A 21430-nucleotide genomic window follows, 5' to 3' on the forward strand; every position below is an offset into this window, starting at 1 on the left:
GCGGGGTCAGCGGGGCGGCAGGGCGAGGCGGTAGCCGACGCCGCGGACGGTCTCGACCAGCTCGGGGCGGCGCAGCTTGGAGCGGAGCGAGGCGATGTGCACCTCCAGGGTGCGGCCCGTCCCCTCCCAGCTGGTCTGCCAGACGTCGGAGATGATCTGTTCCCGGCGGAAGACCACCCCGGGCCGGTGGGCCAGCAGCGCCAGCAGGTCGAACTCCTTGCGGGTCAGGGCGATGCGTTCGCCGTCGACGGTGACCTGGCGGGTGGCGTGCTCCAGGGTGACGGGGCCGAGCGAGAGCACCCCGGAGGGGCCCTCGGCACGCTCGGGCTCCTCGGCGGCCTTGCGGCGGCTCACCGCGTGGATGCGGGCCAGCAGCTCGCCCGTGTCGTACGGCTTGACCACGTAGTCGTCGGCGCCGATGTTGAGGCCGTGGATGCGGGAGCGCACATCCGCGCGGGCGGTCACCATGATCACCGGTACCGAGGTCAGCCGGCGGATCCGGCCGCAGACCTCGAACCCGTCGACGTCGGGCAGGGTCAGGTCGAGCAGCACGACGTCGAAGGCGCTGTTGCGCAGCCGGGTCAGCGCGTCCTCACCGCCGCGGGCGTGGATCACGGAGAAGCCGTGCCGGCCCAGGACGGCGATGAGGGCGGCGGCGACGTGCTCGTCGTCCTCGACCAGAAGGAGTCTCATCCCGCTGTTCTCTCCTCCCGCCGCGTCGTCGTCGTTCCCTAACTGCATCCATCACGCGCGCGGACCCGGCGTCAAGGGACTTCGGAAGAGCTGAACTGTTCCGTTATCCGGAAAACGGGGAACGGATACCGAGGGCGACGGAGCGTCACGGTACGCGTTTCACGCGATCGGATCGTGATGCTCAATTTCCGCTCAACTCTGCTGACGCTGTCACCACCGGTGGCTAGTGTCCCTGCAACCGACGAGGACGGAGCTACCCCACGATGAGCGAGACGTCGCTGACCAAGGAACCCGAGGACGCGTCGCACGCGACGGAAGACCTGGTCGTCCTGGACAGCGTGAACAAGCACTTCGGCGCGCTGCATGTGCTCCAGGACATCAACCTGACCATCAAGCGCGGCGAGGTCGTCGTCGTCATCGGTCCCTCCGGATCCGGCAAGTCCACGCTGTGCCGTTCCATCAACCGGCTGGAGACCATCGACGCCGGCACCATCACCATCGACGGCGACCCGCTGCCGTCGGAGGGCCGCGAGCTGGCCCGGCTGCGCGCCGACGTGGGCATGGTCTTCCAGTCCTTCAATCTGTTCGCGCACAAGACGGTGCTCGAGAACGTGATGCTGGGCCCGATCAAGGTCCGCAAGGAGGACAAGGCCGAGGTCGAGACCCGGGCGCGGGCCCTGCTCGACCGGGTGGGTGTGGGCAACCAGGCCGACAAGTACCCGGCGCAGCTCTCCGGCGGCCAGCAGCAGCGCGTGGCGATCGCCCGGGCGCTCGCGATGCAGCCGAAGGTGATGCTGTTCGACGAGCCGACCTCCGCGCTGGACCCGGAGATGATCAACGAGGTCCTGGAGGTCATGCAGCAGCTGGCCGCCGAGGGCATGACCATGGTCGTCGTCACCCACGAGATGGGCTTCGCCCGCTCCGCGGCGAACCGCGTGGTCTTCATGGCGGACGGCCGGATCGTCGAAGAGGCCGACCCCCACCAGTTCTTCGACAACCCGCGCAGTGACCGGGCCAAGGACTTCCTCTCGAAGATCCTCGCCCACTGAACCCGCCGCCCCCACCGGCACCCGCACGCCGCAGTCAACCGATACGCACAGCACGTTCGACACCGAGGGAAGTACAACCATGAAGCTCCGCAAGGCAAGCGCTCTCGCCGCCTCCGTTCTCGCCCTGACCCTCACCGCGACCGCCTGCGGTTCCAGCGACGACGACAACGGTGGTAGCGGCAGCGGCAACGGTGGGGGCGGCAGCGACACGATCACCATCGGCATCAAGTTCGACCAGCCCGGCCTGGGCCTGAAGACCCCGGACGGCTCCTTCGCCGGCTTCGACGTGGACGTGGCCACGTACATCGCCGGCGAGCTGGGTTACGCCCCCGAGGACATCGTCTGGGAGGAGACCCCCAGCCCCGAGCGCGAGAACCTGCTCAAGCGCGGCGACGTCGACTTCATCGTGGCCACCTACTCCATCACCGACACCCGCAAGGAGTCGGTCGACTTCGCCGGCCCCTACTTCGTGGCCCACCAGGATCTGCTGATCCGTGCCGACGAGGAGATCACCAGCGAGTCGGACATCAACGACCTCACCCTGTGTTCGGTCACCGGCTCCACCTCGGCGCAGAACGTGAAGGACGACTTCGCCCCCGACGCTCGGCTGCACCCCTTCAACACCTACTCCGAGTGCCTGACCGGCCTGGAGAACGGCACCATCGACGCGCTGACCACGGATGACACCATCCTGGCCGGCTACGCCGCGCAGGAGCAGAACGTCGGCAAGTTCAAGCTGGCCGGCCTGAACCTGAGCGAGGAGCACTACGGCGTCGGCCTCCAGAAGGGCTCCGACCTGCGCGACGACATCAACGCCGCCATCCAGAAGATGATCGACGAGGGCGAGTGGAGCGCCGCCGTCGAGAAGAACCTCGGCCCGGCCGGCTACGAGGCCGAGGCTGCCCCGGAGATCACGGAGACCAACTGAGCCATCGGGCCAACGGAAGGGTACGCCGCCGCCGGTGACCGGCGGCGGCGTACCGCCCCACCTTCTTTCCTCTTAGACTCCGCCGAGACTGCGAGTTTCCGTGTTCGAATTCCTTGATCTCGAACGGTATGACCTGTTCGGGGCCTTCTGGGTAACGGTGCAGCTCACCTTCTACTCAGCCCTCGGGTCCTTGATCTGGGGGACGGTGCTGGCCGCCATGCGTGTCAGCCCGGTCCCGATCATGCGTGCGTTCGGCACCGCGTATGTGCACCTGTTCCGCAACACCCCCCTGACCCTGATCATCCTGGCGTGTTCCCAGGGCCTCTACTTCACGCTCCAGTTCGACATGGGGACCGGCGGCGACCCCGAACCGCTCGGCTTCCGGCTGGCGGTCCTGGGATTCGTCGCCTACACCGCCACGTTCGTCTGTGAGGCCCTGCGTTCCGGCATCAACACCGTTCCCGTCGGACAGGCCGAGGCGGCCCGCGCCCTGGGACTGAATTTCAGCCAGGTACTGCGCCTCATCGTCCTGCCCCAGGCCTTCCGGTCCGTGGTCGCTCCGCTGGCCAATGTGCTGATCGCACTGACCAAGAACACCACCATCGCCTCCGCCATCGGTGTGGCCGAAGCCGCCGCCCTGATGAAGGTCATGATCGAGAACGAAGCCCAACTGCTGCCCATCGCGGCAATCTTCGCCTTCGGGTTCATCGTCCTCGTACTCCCGATGGGCCTGTTCCTCGGATGGCTCAGCAAGCGCGTGGCGGTGAAACGATGACGAATCTTTCCGTACTGTACGACGCCCCGGGCCCCCGGGCCCGCCGGCGGAACACCCTCCTGGCCGTCCTCTTCGTCGCCCTGCTCGCCCTGGGCGCGTGGTGGGTGTGGCGGGCCCTGGACGAGAACGGCGAGCTGGAGTCCGCCAAGTGGACTCCCTTCGTCAACTCCCAGGCCTGGACCACCTACATCCTCCCCGGTCTCCAGGCAACCCTGACGGCGGCGGCGCTCGCCATGGTCATCGCCCTCCCGCTGGGCGCGATCCTGGGCATCGGCCGGCTCTCCGATCACTGGTGGATCAGCAAGCCGTGCAGTGTCATCGTGGAGTTCTTCCGCGCGATTCCGGTCCTGCTGCTGATGCTGTTCGCCAACGAGGCCTACGCCCTGTGGACGAACGTGGACCGCGCCGACCGCCCGATGTACGCGGTGGTCACCGGCCTGGTGCTGTACAACGCCTCGGTCCTGGCCGAGGTCGTCAAGGCCGGCATCCTGTCCCTGCCCCGCGGGCAGCGGGACGCCGCTCAGGCCATCGGTATGCGCAAGAGCCAGACCATGGGCTACGTGCTGCTTCCGCAGGCGGTCACCGTCATGCTGCCGGCGATCGTCAGCCAGCTCGTCGTCATCGTGAAGGACACCGCCCTCGGTGGCGCCCTGCTCGGTTACAGCGAACTCATGCGCAGTGTGGGTCTGGTCAGCGCCAACTACGGCAACATCATCGCCAGCTTCATCGTCGTCGCGCTGATCTACATCCTGGTGAACTTCCTGATCACCAGCTTCGCGAGCTGGCTGGAAGGCAAGCTGCGGCGCGGCAAGCGCAGCACGGGCAAGGTACTCACCGCGGATCCGGCCGGTGCGACGGCCGCCGCCGGAGTCGGTGCGGCGCCGGCGGCGGGTACCGGCGACGCTCCGAAGCCCTGAGCGGGGGAAATACCGACTCCCCCTGGTCAAGGCCGACTTGACGCGAGAACAACCGCTGGGTTGCATACATGATGTGCTGCCCGTGATCATTGCCGGCGCGGGCCCGACAGGGCTCGCGCTGGCGCTTGCCCTGGCCGGGCACCGTGTCCCCACCATCGTTCTCGACGGTGCCGACGGCCCTCCGCCGCAACGCCTCGCCCGCACCTGCGTGCTTTTCCCGGACCTCGCCCACTGGGCGCGGCTGCCTGGCCTGGCCCGGGAGACCGCCGCCTGGAGCGGCTGGTACGCGCGGCAGCGCGGGCGCGTGGCGGCGCACCGTCCGTTCGCCGACGGCGAGGCGCCTCTCCATCTCCCCCAGCACGCCCTCGAAGGCGCGCTGCGTGCCGCCGCGGCGGGCCAGGAGCTGATCCGGGTGCTGCCCGGTACCCGGATCACCGATCTGGAACAGCACGGCACCGAGGTCGTCGTCCGCAGTACCGAGCTGACCGAGCAGACGCTGCGCGGCAGCTATCTGGTCGGCTGCGACGGCGCCAGGTCCACGGTGCGCAAGCTGCTGGGCGTCGGCTTCCCCGGGCGCACTGGTGTCGAGCGGTACGCGGTGGCCACTCTGCGGGCGGCTTTCCCGTGGCAGGGCGAGGGCGGGCTGCACCGGGGCGGCCCGGGCGGCGAGGTAACGGTACGGCCCCTGCCGGGCGACCGGTGGCGGCTGGACTGGCCGCTGCCCGAGGGGGACGGCCTGGTCACCCCGGACGCCATGCTGGAGCGGGTGCACACCACCCTCGGTGGCTGGTACGAGGGCGAGCCGCCGCCGTACGAGCTGCTGGACGCCGGGGTCCAGGTCTGCCATCAGCGGCTGGCGCTGCGCTGGCGGGCCGGCCGGGTCTTTCTGGCCGGTGACGCCGCCCGTCTGCTGGGCGCGCTGGGCACCCAGCCGGTCGCCGAGGGGCTGCGGGACGTGGAGAACCTCTCCTGGAAACTGGCCGCCGCCTGGCACCACGCCCCGGCCGAGGGGCTGCTGGACAGTTACGAGAGCGAGCGCCGTGCCGCCGTCGCCGACCGGCTGCGTGCGGTGGATCAGGCACTGCCGCTGGTGCGCGGTCGGCGCGGCCGGCTGGCGCGCCTGATACGGGGCCGGGGCAGGGGGCGGTTGCGGCTGCTCACCGACGGCCATGCGGGGGACGGAGCGCTGGGCGCCCCGGCGCGCTATCCGGACTCACCGCTGACCTTCGCCTCCCGCCGGGCGACCAGTGCCACACCGCCCGGCGCTGCGGTGCTGGATGTGCCGGTGACGGCGCTGGACGGCACCCGTACCCGGCTGCGGCACTGCCTGGGCGGGCCGCTGCTGCTGGTGCTGACCGCCCCGGGGTCACGGGTGTGGGAGGCCAAGCACTGGCTGTCGGCGGGGCTGATGCCGCGCCTGGCCGAGGCGGCGCGTGCCCTGCCGCTGCCGACCGAGTTGCTGGTCACCGAGGCGTACCCGGACGCCGCCGCGCACACCCTGCTGGTGGTCCGGCCGGACGGCCACCTGGCCGCGACCCTGCCCGGCGCGGACCGGGAGGAACTGCGCGGCTTCATCACCCGCTGGCACGCGGAGGCCGACACCCGTTCCGGGGAGCCCACCGCTCCCTGATCCGCCGGCCCGGCGGCAACGGCTGTGCCCCGTCCTGGGCACTCCCCCACGGCAGCCGCCCGGGGACGTGGCTGTCCCGGGGCACGTGGCCGGGCTCGGCCCGGCCACTGCGCCGCCGACGGGTGCCCCGCCCGCGCCCGCTTCCCGTACCGACGTCCGGACTGCCCCCTTCCGCTGCGGGGACCGGCTTCCGGGGAGTCCGGACCAGGTCTCCGCCCGGGGAATGTGCCCCGGCCGCCCCCGCCCCCGGGCACGTCGGCCAACCGGGGCCGCTCTCTCCCCTCCGGCCCGCTTCCCGATCAGCCCCGGGCCGGGCGCTCACTCTCCCGGCCGGCGGTGCGAGCCCTCATGCCCCCGTCCCGGGCGGCGGCCAGTCGTCGGCGTCGCCCCACTCCTCGGACTCGGTCTCCCCCTCCGCCTCCAGGGCCTGCCGCACCACCCGCAGGGCCATTCCCTCCGGATAGCCCTTGCGGGCCAGCATTCCGGCCAGCCGGCGCAGCCGCTTGTCCCGGTCCAGGCCCCGGGTGGCCCGCAGGCGGCGGGCCACCAGCTCGCGGGCGGTGGCCTCCTCCCGTTCGCTGTCGAGTTGCTCCACGGCTTCGTCGATGACGGCCTGGTCCACCCCCTTGGTGCGCAGCTCGCGGGCGAGTGCCCGGCGGGCCAGGCCCCGGCCGTGGTGCCGGGATTCCACCCAGGCACCGGCAAAGGCCGCGTCATCGATGAGCCTCAGCTCCTCGAAGCGGTCCAGCACCTCGTCGATCACCGGCTCGGGGATGCCCCGCTTGCGCAGCGCGTCCGTCAGCTGCTGCCGGGTGCGCGGGGCCCCGGTGAGCAACCGCAGACAGATCGCCCGCGCCCGCTCCACCGGGTCCCGCTCGGTGTGCGGCGTCCCCGCCCCGGCCCTGGGGGCACCTCCCGCTTGCGGGGGAGGAGCGGGCACGCCGCTGTCCTCGGTGCGCCGGGTCACCGTCAGCTCTTGGCCGCCGCGGCGGTCTTCGCCGCCTTGGTGGCCTTGGCCGCCGGCGCGGGGACGGTCTTGGCCGCGGTGCCCGCGCCCGCTGCCGCCGTGTCCTTGGCCGCCGCGTCCTTGCCGGGCTCACCCGCGGGCGTCTCGGTCTTCGGCCCGATGCCCAGCTTCTCCTTGATGCGCTTCTCGATCTCGTTGGCGAGATCGGGGTTGTCGCGCAGGAAGTTCCGGGAGTTCTCCTTGCCCTGCCCCAGCTGATCGCCCTCGTAGGTGTACCAGGCGCCGGACTTGCGCACGATGCCGTGCTCCACACCCATGTCGAGCAGCCCGCCCTCGCGGCTGATGCCCATGCCGTACAGGATGTCGAACTCGGCCTGCTTGAACGGCGGGGCCACCTTGTTCTTGACGACCTTGACGCGGGTGCGGTTGCCGACCGCCTCGGTGCCGTCCTTGAGAGTCTCGATCCGCCGGATGTCCAGCCGCACCGAGGCGTAGAACTTCAGCGCCCGGCCACCCGTGGTGGTCTCGGGCGAGCCGAACATCACGCCGACCTTCTCGCGGAGCTGGTTGATGAAGATCGCCGTGGTCTTGGACTGGTTGAGCGCACCGGTGATCTTCCGCAGCGCCTGGCTCATCAGCCGCGCCTGGAGGCCCACGTGCGAGTCGCCCATCTCGCCCTCGATCTCGGCGCGCGGCACCAGAGCGGCCACCGAGTCGATGACGATCAGGTCGAGGGCACCGGAGCGGATCAGCATGTCCGTGATCTCCAGCGCCTGCTCGCCGTTGTCCGGCTGGGAGAGGATCAGCTGGTCCACGTCCACCCCGAGCCGCTTGGCGTACTCGGGGTCCAGCGCGTGCTCGGCGTCCACGAAGGCGACGGTGCCGCCCGCCTTCTGGGCGTTGGCCACCGCGTGCAGGGTGAGGGTGGTCTTCCCGGACGACTCCGGGCCGTAGACCTCCACCACCCGGCCGCGCGGGAGACCGCCCACACCCAGGGCCACGTCCAGGGCCGTGGAGCCGGTGGGGATGATCTCGATCGGTTCGTCAGGGCGCTCCCCCAGGCGCATCACCGCGCCCTTGCCGAACTGCCGTTCAATCTGTGCGAGAGCGGCGTCGAGCGCCTTCTCGCGGTCCGTACCTGCCATGGGAGCCACCCGGTCCGTCTGATTCGATCGCTTCACACTCACGGACGCTAGCGCCTGCCACTGACAATCCACGCCGACACCGGCCGGGACACCGCTCCGCACTCCCATAAGAATGGATGTTCGATTTTTGTGTCAAGCGCCGCGCCCAGCCTGTGGATAACTCGCGTTCCCGCAGCTCAGCGCAGGTGCGCGGGCACCTCGACCGCCGCACACACCCCACGCCAGACGTCCTTGGCCGCCCAGCCCGCGTCCAGCGCCTCCATCACGGTGCGCCCGCCCAGCTCGGCCATCACATGGTCCCGGGCGAAGGACTCGGCATAGGCCGGTCCGAAGCTCTCCCGCATCCGCGCCCAGAATTCCGTCAACCGCATACCCCCAGTATCCCGCCCCGGCCACCGGTCCCGGCACCGCCGCCACCACCGCCGCACGCCACCGCCACCGCGCCCGTCCTCGCTCCCCGCCGTTTGTCAGTGCCCGGGTGCACGATGGTCGGGTGAGCACTTCCCGCGCCCTGAGCGGATTCTCCCCGGCCACCCGCGCGTGGTTCACCGGGGCGTTCTCCGCGCCCACCGCCGCCCAGGAGGGTGCCTGGCAGGCGATCGCCGCCGACTCCGACGCCCTGGTGGTCGCCCCCACCGGCTCCGGCAAGACCCTGGCCGCGTTCCTCGCCTCCCTCGACCGGCTGGCCGCCACCCCACCGCCCGCCGACCCCCTCAAGCGCTGCCGGGTGCTGTACGTCTCCCCGCTCAAGGCGCTGGCCGTCGACGTCGAGCGCAACCTGCGCAGCCCGCTGACCGGCATCCGGCAGGAATCCGTCCGCCTCGGCCTGCCCGAGCCGGAGATCAGGGTCGGCATCCGCTCCGGCGACACCCCCGCGGCCGAACGCCGCGCGCTCACCCGCCGCCCGCCGGACATCCTCATCACCACGCCCGAATCGCTGTTCCTGATGCTCACCTCCGCCGCCCGCGACGCGCTCGCCGGCGTGGAGACGGTCATCCTGGACGAGGTGCACGCGGTGGCCGGCACCAAGCGCGGCGCCCATCTCGCGCTCTCCCTGGAACGGCTCGACGCCCTGCTGCAGCGCCCGGCCCGCCGCATCGGGCTGTCCGCCACCGTCCGCCCCGTCGACGAGGTGGCCCGTTTCCTCTCCCCGCGCCGCAGCGCCACCGTCGTCCAGCCGCCCAGTGGCAAACGGTTCCGGCTCACCGTGGAGGTCCCGGTGCCCGACCTGGGCGAGCTGGGCGGCTCCCCCGTCCCCGACGCCCCCGGCTCCGGCGAGAAGCCCTCCATCTGGCCCTCCGTCGAGGAACGCATCGTCGACCTGGTGCGGCAGCACCGTTCCACCATCGTCTTCGCCAACTCCCGGCGGCTGGCCGAACGGCTGTGCAACCGGATGAACGAGATCGCCCACGAGCGCGACACCGGCGCCCCGCTCCCCGAGGAGCACTCCCCCGCCGACCTGATGGGCGGCTCCGGCGCCGCCCGGGGCGCCGCCGCCGTCCTCGCCCGCGCGCACCACGGCTCCGTCTCCAAGGAGCAGCGCTCCCGGATCGAGGAGGACCTCAAGGCCGGCCGGCTGCCCGCCGTGGTGGCCACCTCCTCGCTGGAGCTGGGCATCGACATGGGCGCGGTCGACCTAGTCATCCAGGTGGAGTCCCCGCCCTCGGTCGCCTCCGGGCTCCAGCGGGTGGGCCGCGCCGGGCACCAGGTGGGCGCGGTCTCGGCCGGCGTGGTCTTCCCGAAGTACCGGGGCGATCTGCTCCAGTCCGCGGTCGTCACCGAGCGGATGCGCGAGGGCGCCATCGAGGAGCTGCGCATCCCGGCCAACCCTCTGGACGTCCTCGCCCAGCAACTGGTGGCCATGACCGCCCTCGATACCTGGGACGTGGCGGAGCTGCTGGCCCTGGTCCGGGGCGCCGCGCCGTTCGCCGCCCTGCCCGAGTCGGCCTTCCACGCCGTGCTCGACATGCTGGCCGGCCGCTACCCCTCGGACGCCTTCGCCGAACTGCGGCCCCGCCTGGTGTGGGACCGGGTGGCGCAGACCGTCACCGGCCGCCCCGGTGCCCAGCGGCTGGCGGTCACCTCCGGCGGCACCATCCCCGACCGGGGGCTGTTCGGGGTCTTCCTGGCCGGCTCCGACCCGCGCAAGGGCGGCGGCCGGGTCGGTGAGCTGGACGAGGAGATGGTGTACGAGTCGCGGGTCGGCGACGTGTTCACGCTCGGCACCACCTCCTGGCGCATCGAGGACATCACCCGCGACCGGGTGCTGGTCACCCCCGCTCCCGGGGTCCCGGGACGGCTGCCGTTCTGGAAGGGCGACCAGCTCGGCCGCCCGCTGGAGCTGGGCCGGGCGCTGGGCGCGTTCGTCCGGGAGGTCGGCGCGCTGGAGCCCGGGGCGGCCAGGGAACGGCTGAGCGCGGCCGGTCTCGACACCTGGGCGGTCGACAATGTGCTCGGTTATCTGGACGAGCAGCGCCAGGCCTGCGGGCACGTCCCGGACGACCGCACCATCGTGGTGGAGCGGTTCCGCGACGAGCTGGGCGACTGGCGGGTGGTGGTGCACTCCCCGTTCGGCGCCCAGGTGCACGCCCCGTGGGCGCTGGCGCTCGGCGCCCGGCTCACCGAGCGCTTCGGCCTGGACGCCCAGGTGCTGCACGCGGACGACGGCATCGTGCTGCGGCTGCCCGACATCGACCTGCTCGGCCACGACCCGGACGCCGGCGGCCCCGACCCCGGGCTCGACCCGGCCCGCTGGGCCGGGGACGACCAGGCACCGCCGATCGGGGCCGCCGATGTGCTGTTCGAGGCGGGCGAGGTCGACGGTCTCGTCACCGAACAGGTCGGCGGCTCCGCCCTGTTCGCCGCCCGGTTCCGGGAGTGCGCGGCCCGCGCGCTGCTGCTGCCGCGCCGCGACCCCGGGCGCCGCACCCCCCTGTGGCAACAGCGTCAGCGGGCCTCCCATCTGCTCGCGGTGGCCAGCGAGTTCGGCTCGTTCCCGATCATCCTCGAAGCGGTCCGCGAGTGCCTTCAGGACGTCTTCGACGTGCCGGGGCTTGCCGAGCTGATGCGCGACATCGCCGGCCGCCGGGTCCGTCTGGTGGAGGTCACCACCCGCGAGCCCTCGCCCTTCGCCCGCTCGCTGCTCTTCGGCTACGTCGCCCAGTACCTGTACGAGGGCGACTCACCGCTGGCCGAGCGCCGCGCCGCCGCCCTGTCACTGGACTCACGGCTGCTGTCGGAGCTGCTCGGCAAGGCGGAGCTGCGCGAGCTGATCGACCCCGGGGTGCTGGCCGAGCTGGAGCGCGAACTGCGCTGGCTCACCCCGGAGCGGCGGCTGAAGGACGCCGAGGCGGTGGCCGACGCGCTGCGCGTCCTGGGCCCGCTGACCGGCGAGGAGCTGGCGGCGCGCGGCGCCGAGCCCGTCTGGGCCGAGCAGTTGGAGCGCGCCCGGCGGGCCCTGCGCGTCCGCATCGCCGGCCGCGAGCACTGGGCGGCGATCGAGGACGCCGGCCGGCTGCGGGACGCCCTCGGCGCTGCCCTGCCGGTCGGCGTCCCCGAGGCGTTCACCGAGCCGGTACGCGATCCGCTGGGCGACCTGCTGGCCCGGTACGCCCGCACCCACGGACCCTTCACCTCGGCGGGCGCCGCCGAGCGGTTCGGGCTCGGCACCGCGGTCGCCGACGGGGCGCTGCACCGGCTGGCGGCCGACGGGCGGCTGGTGCAGGGTGAGTTCCATCCGCAGGGCCGGGGCCAGGAATGGTGCGACGCCACGGTGCTGCGCCGGCTGCGGCGCCGCTCCCTCGCGGTGCTGCGCCAGGAGCTGGAGCCGGTGCCGCCCACCGCGCTGGCGTCGTTCCTGCCGCGCTGGCAGCACGTCGGCACCCCGGGCGGCGGGGGCGGCGGGCTGCGGGGCATCGACGGACTGCTGCGCGCCGTCGAGCAGTTGCAGGGCGCGCCGGTACCGGCCTCCGCGCTGGAGCGGCTGGTGCTGCCCTCCCGGGTGCCGGGGTACGGCCCGCAGCTGCTCGACGAGCTGACCACCTCGGGCGAGGTCGTCTGGGCCGGCGCCGGGGCGCTCCCCGGCAAGGACGGCTGGCTGGCGCTGTATCCGGCGGACAGCGCGCCGCTGCTGCTGCCGCCCGCGCACCCGCTGGAGCTGACGCCGGTTCACCAGGCGGTCCTGGACGCGCTGGAGGGCGGCTACGGCTTGTTCTTCCGGCAGATCGCCGACCGGGTGCACGCCGGGCGCCCCGATGTCCCGGAGGCGGCGCTGGCCGAGGCGGTGTGGGAGCTGACGTGGTCCGGGCGGCTGACGAACGACTCCCTGGCTCCGCTGCGGGCCCTGCTCGGCTCGGGCCGCACCGCCGGATCGACCGCGCACCGTGCCCGGCGCAGCACACCGCGCGGCCGGTACGGGTCGCTGGCGGTGGCGGCCGGTCCAGGACGCCGTGCGCCGGCTTCCCGGGGCGGGCCGCCGACGGTGGCGGGCCGCTGGTCGCTGCTGCCGGTGGCCGAGAGCGACCCCACGGTGCGCGCCCACGCGCTGGCCCGGACCCTGCTGGACCGGCACGGGGTGGTGACCCGCGGCGCGGTGGCGGCCGAGGGGGTGGCGGGCGGCTTCGCGGCGGCCTACCGGGTGCTGTCGGCGTTCGAGGAGAGCGGCCAGGCGCGGCGCGGCTACGTGGTGGAGGGCCTGGGCGCCGCCCAGTTCGCCATGGAGGGCGCGGTGGACCGGCTGCGGGCGATCGCGGGCGCCGGGGAGTCCGGACGGACGCCGGAGGCGGCGGGCCGGGCGGTGGTGCTGGCGGCGGCCGATCCGGCCAACGCGTACGGTGCGGCGCTGCCGTGGCCCGAGCCGCCGCAGGACGCGGGGCACAAGCCGGGCCGCAAGGCGGGCGCGTTGGTGGTGCTGGTGGACGGTGCGCTGGTGTGCTATCTGGAGCGGGGCGGGCGCACCCTGCTGGCCTGGCAGGACGGGCCGGACCCGGAGGCCGTGCGGACGGCGGCCGGGGCGCTGGCGACGGCGGCCGGGCAGGGGGCGCTGGGCACCATCACGGTGGAGCGCGTCAACGGCAGGGCCGTACTGTCCGACCCGGAGTGGGTGCGGCTGCTGGAGGAGGCGGGCTTCCACGCCACCCCGCGCGGACTGCGGCTGCGGGGCTGACCGGCGGACGCGGGCCCCTGGCCCCGGCCCCCCCCTGGCCGGCGCGGGCCCGCCCCGGGGACCGGTCGCACAACGACGCCGGGGAGAGCCTCGATGGCTCTCCCCGGCGGTGTGATACCTGTGTGCTCTGTGTGCTCTGTGTGGTCAGGCCGCTACGACGTCCACGGCCTCGGCCGGCGCCTTGATCGTCACGTGCTCGTCCGGACGGTGCGTGACCGAGGTCACGCGGACCGGGTTGAGCATCGGGCGCATCGGGGCCGGCACCGCGTCGCTCGCGGCGGACGCGGCCAGCTCGGCGAGCGCCAGCTCGTCGCTGACCTCTCGCATCAGTTCCGACATCCGCAGCTCGAGGGCGTCGCAGATGGCGGCCAGCAGCTCCGAGGACGCCTCCTTCTGCCCGCGCTCCACCTCGGAGAGGTAACCGAGCGAGACCCGGGCTGACGAGGACACTTCGCGCAGAGTGCGGCCCTGTCGTTGGCGCTGCCGACGCAGCACGTCACCCAGTAGGCGACGGAGCAGGATCATCGGTGGCTCCCTCCTCGGACCGTTGGCCTCGCTTGCTTCATGCCCCACCGTACCGCCTCGGACTCCACCCGTGCGGGGAGCGATGTCTTGTTCACTCAGGGCTGCAAACATCCATCCTCTCCGTTCTGTTCCGTATTCTGCCCCCCGCTCGGGGCCATGTGGACGAGTTCTTCCCGCAGCAGAGCGAGTACCGCCCGGACGCTCCCGGCCCGGATCGTGGCCCGGTCCCCGCTCAGCTGGATCCGCTGAGCGACGACTCCCCCCGATCCGGGCGCCGAAACCGCGACGTACACCGTGCCGACCGGCTGCCCGTCCTGGGGTTGCGGTCCCGCCACCCCGGTGGTGGCCGCTCCCCAGTCGGCGCCGAGCCGCTCCCGTACTCCCTGGGCCAGTTGCCGGGCGACCTCCGCGTCCACGGCGCCGCGCTCCGCGAGCAGCGCGGCGTCCACGCCCAGCGTCTCGCGCTTCACCTCGGTCGCGTACGCGGTGACCGACCCCTTGAAGACCCGGGAGGCCCCAGGGATGTCGGTGAGCGCCGCGGCCACCAGACCGCCGGTCAGCGACTCGGCCACCGCCAGGGTCTGTCCGCGTCCGGCCAGCAGGCTCAGTACCTGGGCCGCGGGGTTCCCCGCCGTGCCGCCGTCCCTCACCGCTCGGTCTCCTCCCGTGCCGCCTGCGCCGCCGCGTCCGCCGCGGCCGGCCGTGTGCGCTCCTGCGCGGCCAGACCGGCCCGGCGCAGGACGACCGCCTGTCGTATGTAGTCCAGGCCGGTGCCCACGGTGAGCACCACGGCCGCGGCCATCACCCACCAGCGGGCGCTGGCCAGCAGCCCGGGCAGCACCAGGATGTACATGCCGACGGCGACCCCCTGGGCGAGGGTCTTCAGCTTGCCGCCGCGGCTGGCCGGGATCACTCCGTGCCGGATCACCCAGAACCGCAGGGCGGTGATGCCCAGCTCCCGGGCGAGGATCACCGCCGTCACCCACCAGGGCAGGTCGCCCAGCAGGGACAGGCAGATCAGCGCGGCGCCCATGATCGCCTTGTCGGCGATCGGGTCGGCGATCTTGCCGAAGTCGGTCACCAGGTTGTGCCGCCGGGCCAGCTCCCCGTCGAACAGGTCGGTGATCATGGCGACGGTGAACGCCGCCCAGGCCCAGGCGCGCCAGGCCGGGTCGTGGCCGCCGTCGGCCAGCATCAGCAGGACGAAGCCGGGCACCAGGACCAGCCGGAACATCGTCAGGACATTGGCGATGTTCCACAGCCCGGCGCCCATCAGGCCCGTCGCCCCGGCCCGCCCGCCGGCCGGCCGTCCCTCTCCGGCCGCCGCGGCCGGCACATTGCTCATCTGTCCGCCCCGGCCGGTACGGGGACGGCGGCGGGGCTCGGCTCGGCGAACAGGTCCACTCCCTCGGCGCCGGTGATCTCGGTGTCCACGAAGGTGCCGACCTGCGGCACCGGGTCGCCGGGCGCGCCGGTGATCAGCATCTGGCCGTCGGTCTCGGGCGCCTGGTGGGCGGCGCGGCCGACCGCGATCACCCCGTCCTCGGCGCCGTCCTCGGCCGCCACCGACTCGATCAGCACCCGGGCCCGTTCACCGATGCGGTCCTCGGCGCGCTGGGCGGTCAGCTGTTCGGCCAGCTGGGTGATGCGTTCCAGCCGCTCGGCGACCACCTCGGGCGCGTTCTTGTCCGGGTACGAGGCGGCTTCCGTGCCGTCCTCGTCGGAGTATCCGAAGACCCCGATCGCGTCCAGATCCGCGCCGATCAGAAAGCGCTCCAGCTCGGCCAGATCGGCCTCGGTCTCCCCGGGGAAGCCCACGATGAAGTTCGAACGGACCCCGGCCTGCGGGGCCTTGCCCCGGATGGTGGCCAGCAGTTCCAGGAAGCGGTCGGTGTCCCCGAACCGCCGCATGGCGCGCAGCACATCGGGCGCCGAGTGCTGGAACGACAGATCGAAGTAGGGCGCGACTTTCTCGGTACCGGTGAGCACGTCGATCAGCCCCGGCCGCATCTCGGCGGGCTGGAGGTAGCTCACCCGGATCCGCTCCAGGCCGTCCACGGCGGCGAGTTCGGGCAGCAGCGTCTCCAGCAGCCGGATGTCGCCGAGGTCCTTGCCGTAGGAGGTGTTGTTCTCGGAGACCAGCATGATCTCCTTGACGCCCTGCTCGGCCAGCCAGCGCGCCTCGCCCAGCACATCGGAGGGGCGGCGGGAGATGAACGAGCCGCGGAAGGACGGGATCGCGCAGAACGAGCACCGCCGGTCGCAGCCCGAGGCGAGCTTCACCGACGCGACGGGCCCGCCGTCCAGCCGGCGGCGCAGCGGCGCCCGCGGCCCGGAGGCCGGCGCGAGCCCGGCCGGCAGATCCGCCGGGGCGCTCTCCCCGTGCCCGGGCAGCGCCACCGCGGCGCCCTGCCGCTCGACGGGGCTGATCGGCAGCAGCTTGCGCCGGTCCCGGGGAGTGTGCGACACATGGCCGCCGCCGCTGAGGATGGCGTTCAGCCGCTCGGAGATGTCCGCGTAGTCGTCGAAGCCGAGCACCCCGTCCGCCTCGGGCAGCGCCTGGGCCAGCTCCTTGCCGTACCGCTCGGCCATGCAGCCGACCGCCACGACGGCCTGGGTACGGCCCCGGCCCTCACCGGCAGCCGTCTTCAGCTCGCCGGCCTCCAGCAGGGCGTCCACCGAGTCCTTCTTCGCGGCCTCGACGAAGCCGCAGGTGTTGACCACGGCGACATCCGCGTCCGCGGCGTCCTCGACCAGGTCCCAGCCGTCTGCGGCCAGCCGCCCCGCCAGCTCTTCCGAATCCACCTCATTACGGGCGCATCCAAGGGTGACCAGGGCAACGGTACGGCGATCGGACATGGGCTCAGCCTACTTCGTCCCCGACCAGCCACCCGCCCCCGGCCCGGCAACAGCGCCTGCTCGCACGGCCGTGCGAGCGGGCGGGGGCGGTCAGCCCTCCTCGGGGTCGCCCTTGGTATACGTCAGCCGCTGCACCTGGCCGGGTTCCCCGACGCTCTCCAGGGGCTTGCCGTTGACGTGCAGCTGCACCGCGCCCGCGTTGCCGAGCACCAGGTCGATCTGCTCGTCGTCGACGAACGTCTGGGAGTCGCCGTCCTCCAGCACCCCTTCGAACAGCAGCCGGCCGCTGGCGTCCTTGGCGGAGATCCAGCTCGATCCGCTCTCCACCGTGGCCACGACGGTGACCTTGTCCGCCGGCACCCCGGCGACCGCCTCGTCCGACGGGTCCGGCTCCGGATCGGCGGGCGGTGCCTCGCTCTCCTGCTCGGCGCCCTCCCCACCGTCCTCGGCGGTCGGCGAGGGCGACGGGCTCTCGTTGGCCACCGACCCGGCCGAACCGTCGCCGCCCCCGCCGGCGAAGGTGAAGCCGACGAACGCGATCACGGCGACGATCGCCGCCACCATGGCGGCCGTCCAGTTGGGGCGGCGCGGCTCGGGCCGGATCCGCTCGGCCTCGAAGACCGGCGCCGTGGGCGGCGGCAGCGTGGCCTCGCCCTCCTGCTCCGCGTACAGCGCGATCACCTCGGCCGGGTCGAGCCCGACCGCACGCGCGATCATCCGGATGTGCCCGCGCGCGTAGACGTCGCCGCCGCAGCGGGAGAAATCGTCCGCCTCGATGGCGTGAATGATCTGAGCCCGCACCCGAGTGGCGGAACTGACCTCGTCAACGGTCAGCCGCGCATCGATCCGGGCCTGCTGAAGAGTGCGACCGACGGAAGGCCGGTCCTTGGCGGGGGAAGTGCCGTTGGACACGGGCGGGCCTTTCGAGCGTGATACCGCGTGCTGTGCGCACAAGTCTAGGGGGGACGCCGAAGGAACGGGCAAGCGGGCCGGTGAACATTGTCCGCCAACCGAATGGTCCCGCCCCGACGGCGCCCGCACCGCCCACGACGCCGCGAATTACGCCTTATGAGTGAGTTTCACCCCGGATCACCGCGAGCACTCCCGCGAGTTCGTCCGGCTTCACCAGCACATCCCGCGCCTTGGACCCCTCGCTCGGCCCGACGACGCCCCGCGACTCCATCAGATCCATCAGCCGCCCGGCCTTGGCGAAGCCCACCCGCAGCTTGCGCTGGAGCATCGAGGTGGAACCGAACTGCGTGGTGACCACCAGCTCCGCCGCCTGGCACAGCAGATCGAGGTCGTCGCCGATCTCCTCGTCGATCTCCTTCTTCCGCCCGGAGCCGCCGACCGTGACGTCGTCCCGGAACACCGGCGCCATCTGCTCCTTGCAGTGCTTCACCACGGCGGCGACCTCCGCCTCGGTGATGAACGCGCCCTGCATGCGGGTGGCCTTGCTGTCCCCCATCGGCAGAAACAGCCCGTCGCCCTTGCCGATCAGCTTCTCCGCGCCCGGCTGGTCCAGGATCACCCGGCTGTCCGCCAGCGAGGAGGTCGCGAACGCCAGCCGCGAGGGCACATTGGCCTTGATCAGCCCGGTCACCACGTCCACACTGGGCCGCTGCGTGGCCAGCACCAGATGGATCCCCGCGGCCCGCGCCAGCTGGGTGATGCGGACGATCGCGTCCTCCACGTCGCGCGGCGCCACCATCATCAGGTCGGCCAGCTCGTCCACGATGACCAGCAGATACGGGTACGGGGCGGGCTCGCGCTCGCTGCCCGGCGGCGCCGTCACCTTCCCCGCCCGCACCGCCGCGTTGAAGTCGTCGATGTGCCGGAACCCGTACGCGGCCAGATCGTCGTACCGCAGATCCATCTCGCGCACCACCCACTGCAACGCCTCGGCGGCCCGCTTCGGGTTGGTGATGATCGGGGTGATCAGATGCGGAATGCCCTCGTACGCCGTCAGCTCCACCCGCTTGGGGTCCACCAGCACCAGCCGGACCTCCTCCGGCGTGGCCCGCAGCATGATCGAGGTGATCAGGCAGTTGATGCACGACGACTTGCCGGACCCGGTCGCGCCGGCCACCAGCAGATGCGGCATCTTCGCCAGATTCGCCGCCACATAGCCGCCCTCGACATCCTTGCCGAGCCCGACCAGCAGCGGATGCGTGTCCCCCACCGAATCGGCGGTGCGCAGCACGTCCCCGAGATTGACCATCTCCCGGTCGCTGTTGGGGATCTCGATACCGACCGCCGACTTGCCGGGAATCGGACTGATGATCCGCACATCGGGACTGGCCACCGCGTACGCGATGTTCTTGGTCAGCGCGGTGATCTTCTCCACCTTCACCGCCGGACCCAGCTCCACCTCGTACCGGGTCACCGTCGGCCCACGGGTGAACCCGGTGACCGCCGCGTCCACCTTGAACTCGCTGAACACCGTGGTCAGCGACTCCACCACCGCGTCGTTGGCGGCACTGCGGGTACGCCCCGGGCCGCCCCGCTCCAGCAGATCCAGCGACGGCAGCGCGTAGGTGATGTCCCCGGCCAGCTGGAGCTGTTCGGCACGCGGCGGCAGCACCTCCACCTGCTCGGGCGCGGCCTTCGTCAGATCCGGCACCCCGCCGCCCGGCGAGCGCTGCGCGGGCGGCGCCGCGCCCTCCGCCTGCTGCCGGCTACGCGAGCGGCCGGTGGTCACCCGGCTGCTGAGATCGGCCACCAGCGGCGAGGGCTGCACCCCGTGCAGTACCGCACCGTCCAGCGCCGCGGCGGTCGCCGCGGCCACATCGATGGGGTCCCCGTCCCGCTCGCGCGCCGCCTTGCCCTTGCGCCCCCGCCCGGTACGGCGCTGTTCCAGGGCCTCCTGCTCCAGCGCCTCCGCCTCGTCGGCCGGCTCCTGCTCCGCCGGGCGCGGACGGCGCCGGGCCCGTCCGGGACGTTCGCTCCCGTGCCCGGCGTCCTCGACATACCCGTCGCCGTCCTCGGCGTAGATCCGCAGCCGCACGGCGGCCTGCCGCACCCGGCGCGGAATGGCGTTCACCGGCGTCGCAGTGACGACCAGCAGCCCGAAGACCGTGAGCAGCACCAGCAGGGCCACCGCCAGCATCTCACCGAGCGTCAGAATCAGCGGCCGGGACGCCGCCCAGCCGAGATAGCCGCCGGTGTCGCGCAGCGCCTGGGCGCCCTCGCTGCGCCCCGGCGCCCCGGTGGCGATGTGCACCAGGCCGAGCACACCGAGGACCAGCGCGGTGAGCCCGACGACGATCCGCCCGTTCGCCTCCCGCTTCTCCGGGTGGGCGAACAGCCGCACCGCCATGAAGCCGAGCAGCAGCGGGCAGACCAGGTCCATCCGGCCCAGCGCACCGGTGATCACCAAGGTGATGAGGTCGCCGACCGGGCCCTGGAGGTTCGCCCAGGTGCCAGCCATCACGATCAGCGCCAGGCCCAGCAGCAGCAGGGCGAGCCCGTCCTGCCGCAGATCCGGGTCGAGCCCCTTGGTGCCGCTCCGTATACCGCGCATCATCGCCCCCACCGAGTGGGCGATGCCCAGCCAGACGCGGCGGACCACCCGCACCACGATGTTCCGCCGGGGCGCGGCCTTCTTCCTGGCCGGCGGCTTGCGGGCAGCCGTCTTCTTCGCGGGCGCTCGCTTGGCGGGCGCCGTCTTCCTGGCTCCCCCGCCGCTGCGCCCGGCGCTCGCGCTGTGGGAACTCCTGCCGGACGTACCTGAAGCCATGAGGGGCAGATTACCGGGGACTTCGCGCCGGAGCACGGACACCGCTCGCGGGCACCCCCGCATGGCGCCACCGCGCCCGCCGGAAGCCGTCCGGCGCCACCGGTCCGGTGACGGCACGCCGCGCGTGCCGTCACCGGACCGGGACGCCTCGTACGATCACGGGGATTCGTCGGCCGGACCGGGGTCACCGGCTCCCGGCTCCAGAGCGTCCAGCGCTCTGCGCAGCCCCGACAGCTTCCGTTCCAGATGCGCCGCCGTGGACACCGCCGCCGAGCCGCCCGACTCCGCGAGCTCCTTCGACAGCGCCTCGGCCTGTTCCTCCACGGCCGCCAGCCGCGCCGACAGCTCCGGCAGCAGCCCGCCCGGGCCGCGCTCGGTGGTGTCGGCCGGTGCGGCACCGCCCTCCAGCTCCCGGCGCAGCAGCGCCGCCTGCTCGCGCAGCTGCACGTTCTTCATGTGCAGCTCGACGAACACCGAGACCTTCGCCCGCAGCACCCACGGGTCGAACGGCTTGGAGATGTAGTCCACCGCACCCGCCGCGTAACCGCGGAAGGTGTGGTGCGGACCGTGGTTGATCGCGGTGAGGAAGATGATCGGGATGTCCCGGGTACGCTCCCGCCGCTTGATGTGCGCGGCGGTCTCGAAACCGTCCATCCCCGGCATCTGAACGTCCAGCAGAATCACCGCGAAATCGTCTGTGAGCAGCGCTTTGAGCGCTTCCTCCCCTGACGATGCCCGGACCAGGGTCTGATCGAGCGCCGAGAGGATCGCCTCCAGCGCCAGCAGATTCTCCGGCCGGTCATCGACCAGGAGGATCTTGGCCTTCTGCACCATGGCCCGTCCTCCTCGCCCCTCGCGGCGCCGCCGTGGCGCGCCGCTGTCCAGGGCGGCCGTGGTTGTGCACGCCGCCCGTTCCTGTGCCGGACATGTTGGCACCCACGCGAGCGGGACCGCCAGCGATCCCGGTCACCTGCCCAGGGGGCGGCGGCCTTCGGTGGGCCCCGCTTCGTCACGGGAAGCCGAAATCACTTCGGCCAGG

General features: G+C 72.6%; 16 protein-coding genes and 1 pseudogene. 6 read left to right on the forward strand and 11 right to left on the reverse strand.

The window, feature by feature from the left end; genetic code table 11:
* Positions 1–6: 6 nt before the first annotated feature.
* Positions 7–693 carry a response regulator transcription factor gene (locus tag BM385_RS04150; RefSeq protein ID WP_093842203.1) on the reverse strand — a complete coding sequence of 229 codons (687 nt, stop codon included), beginning with the start codon at positions 691–693 and terminating at the stop codon, positions 7–9.
* A gap of 263 nt (positions 694–956) precedes the next feature.
* Here BM385_RS04150 and BM385_RS04155 point away from each other — a divergent pair, with 263 nt between their 5' ends.
* The 5 genes from BM385_RS04155 (at position 957) to BM385_RS04175 (ending at position 5992) form a co-directional block, all read left to right on the forward strand.
* The gene (locus BM385_RS04155) at positions 957–1742 is read left to right on the forward strand and encodes an amino acid ABC transporter ATP-binding protein (protein WP_019435087.1); all 786 of its coding nucleotides are present in this window, start codon (positions 957–959) and stop codon (positions 1740–1742) included.
* Positions 1743–1821: 79 nt separating this feature from the next.
* Entirely contained in the window at positions 1822–2670 is an 849-nt protein-coding gene (locus BM385_RS04160) for a glutamate ABC transporter substrate-binding protein (protein ID WP_093842204.1), read from the forward strand.
* A gap of 100 nt (positions 2671–2770) precedes the next feature.
* A complete protein-coding gene (locus BM385_RS04165; protein ID WP_019435085.1) occupies positions 2771–3445 on the forward strand; it encodes an amino acid ABC transporter permease in 675 nt (224 codons plus the stop codon).
* Entirely contained in the window at positions 3442–4362 is a 921-nt protein-coding gene (locus BM385_RS04170) for an amino acid ABC transporter permease (protein WP_019435084.1), read from the forward strand. Before BM385_RS04165 ends, BM385_RS04170 begins: the two co-directional genes overlap by 4 nt.
* A gap of 73 nt (positions 4363–4435) precedes the next feature.
* The gene (locus BM385_RS04175) at positions 4436–5992 is read left to right on the forward strand and encodes an FAD-dependent monooxygenase (protein WP_078576301.1); all 1557 of its coding nucleotides are present in this window, start codon (positions 4436–4438) and stop codon (positions 5990–5992) included.
* Positions 5993–6338: 346 nt separating this feature from the next.
* On the opposite strand, the pseudogene recX reads toward BM385_RS04175, so the two are convergent.
* The 3 genes and pseudogenes from recX to BM385_RS04190 form a co-directional block, all read right to left on the reverse strand.
* Positions 6339–7076: pseudogene (gene recX / locus BM385_RS04180) on the reverse strand (recombination regulator RecX); the annotation flags it as partial.
* Complete coding sequence (recA, locus tag BM385_RS04185) at positions 6962–8104, reverse strand: recombinase RecA (protein WP_019435081.1); 1143 nt, start codon at positions 8102–8104, stop codon at positions 6962–6964. The gene recA and the pseudogene recX, both read right to left, overlap by 115 nt.
* Positions 8105–8280: 176 nt before the next feature.
* Positions 8281–8475, reverse strand: coding sequence for a DUF3046 domain-containing protein (locus tag BM385_RS04190; RefSeq protein WP_093842205.1), 195 nt, complete (start codon positions 8473–8475; stop codon positions 8281–8283).
* Positions 8476–8597: 122 nt separating this feature from the next.
* On the opposite strand from BM385_RS04190, the gene BM385_RS04195 reads away from it, so the two are divergent.
* On the forward strand, positions 8598–13268 hold the full coding sequence (locus BM385_RS04195; protein WP_093842206.1) for an ATP-dependent helicase: 4671 nt from the start codon (positions 8598–8600) through the stop codon (positions 13266–13268).
* A gap of 144 nt (positions 13269–13412) precedes the next feature.
* Here the strand turns inward: BM385_RS04195 and BM385_RS04200 are convergent, their stop codons facing one another.
* From BM385_RS04200 to BM385_RS04230, 7 genes are all read right to left on the reverse strand, one after another.
* The gene (locus tag BM385_RS04200; RefSeq protein WP_026047653.1) at positions 13413–13793 is read right to left on the reverse strand and encodes a helix-turn-helix domain-containing protein; all 381 of its coding nucleotides are present in this window, start codon (positions 13791–13793) and stop codon (positions 13413–13415) included.
* 95 nt (positions 13794–13888) lie between these two features.
* Positions 13889–14443, reverse strand: coding sequence for a CinA family protein (locus BM385_RS04205; protein WP_019435077.1), 555 nt, complete (start codon positions 14441–14443; stop codon positions 13889–13891).
* Entirely contained in the window at positions 14440–15138 is a 699-nt protein-coding gene (pgsA, locus tag BM385_RS04210; RefSeq protein WP_026047652.1) for a CDP-diacylglycerol--glycerol-3-phosphate 3-phosphatidyltransferase, read from the reverse strand. The genes BM385_RS04205 and pgsA overlap by 4 nt, the downstream gene beginning before the upstream one ends.
* The gene (rimO, locus tag BM385_RS04215; protein WP_093842207.1) at positions 15135–16652 is read right to left on the reverse strand and encodes a 30S ribosomal protein S12 methylthiotransferase RimO; all 1518 of its coding nucleotides are present in this window, start codon (positions 16650–16652) and stop codon (positions 15135–15137) included. The genes pgsA and rimO overlap by 4 nt, the downstream gene beginning before the upstream one ends.
* Positions 16653–16742: 90 nt before the next feature.
* Complete coding sequence (locus BM385_RS04220; protein ID WP_093842208.1) at positions 16743–17564, reverse strand: helix-turn-helix domain-containing protein; 822 nt, start codon at positions 17562–17564, stop codon at positions 16743–16745.
* A 154-nt stretch (positions 17565–17718) separates the two neighbouring features.
* Positions 17719–20391: a DNA translocase FtsK gene (locus tag BM385_RS04225; protein ID WP_093842209.1), complete on the reverse strand. Its 2673-nt coding sequence runs from the start codon at positions 20389–20391 to the stop codon at positions 17719–17721.
* A gap of 156 nt (positions 20392–20547) precedes the next feature.
* Positions 20548–21225, reverse strand: a complete 678-nt coding sequence (locus tag BM385_RS04230) for a response regulator (protein WP_019435072.1) — start codon at positions 21223–21225, stop codon at positions 20548–20550.
* Positions 21226–21430 lie beyond the last annotated feature (205 nt).

It is taken from the genome of Streptomyces harbinensis, assembly GCF_900116145.1.
Classification (GTDB): domain Bacteria; phylum Actinomycetota; class Actinomycetes; order Streptomycetales; family Streptomycetaceae; genus Streptomyces; species Streptomyces carpaticus.

Bases quoted from the DNA above. Each gene is read 5' to 3' on its own strand.
- BM385_RS04150 (WP_093842203.1), bottom strand. From the start codon at position 693: ATGAGACTCCTTCTGGTCGAGGACGACGAGCACGTCGCCGCCGCCCTC.
- BM385_RS04155 (WP_019435087.1), top strand. From the start codon at position 957: ATGAGCGAGACGTCGCTGACCAAGGAACCCGAGGACGCGTCGCACGCG.
- BM385_RS04160 (WP_093842204.1), top strand. From the start codon at position 1,822: ATGAAGCTCCGCAAGGCAAGCGCTCTCGCCGCCTCCGTTCTCGCCCTG.
- BM385_RS04170 (WP_019435084.1), top strand. From the start codon at position 3,442: ATGACGAATCTTTCCGTACTGTACGACGCCCCGGGCCCCCGGGCCCGC.
- recA (WP_019435081.1), bottom strand. From the start codon at position 8,104: ATGGCAGGTACGGACCGCGAGAAGGCGCTCGACGCCGCTCTCGCACAG.
- BM385_RS04190 (WP_093842205.1), bottom strand. From the start codon at position 8,475: ATGCGGTTGACGGAATTCTGGGCGCGGATGCGGGAGAGCTTCGGACCG.
- BM385_RS04200 (WP_026047653.1), bottom strand. From the start codon at position 13,793: ATGATCCTGCTCCGTCGCCTACTGGGTGACGTGCTGCGTCGGCAGCGC.
- pgsA (WP_026047652.1), bottom strand. From the start codon at position 15,138: ATGAGCAATGTGCCGGCCGCGGCGGCCGGAGAGGGACGGCCGGCCGGC.
- rimO (WP_093842207.1), bottom strand. From the start codon at position 16,652: ATGTCCGATCGCCGTACCGTTGCCCTGGTCACCCTTGGATGCGCCCGT.
- BM385_RS04225 (WP_093842209.1), bottom strand. From the start codon at position 20,391: ATGGCTTCAGGTACGTCCGGCAGGAGTTCCCACAGCGCGAGCGCCGGG.
- BM385_RS04230 (WP_019435072.1), bottom strand. From the start codon at position 21,225: ATGGTGCAGAAGGCCAAGATCCTCCTGGTCGATGACCGGCCGGAGAAT.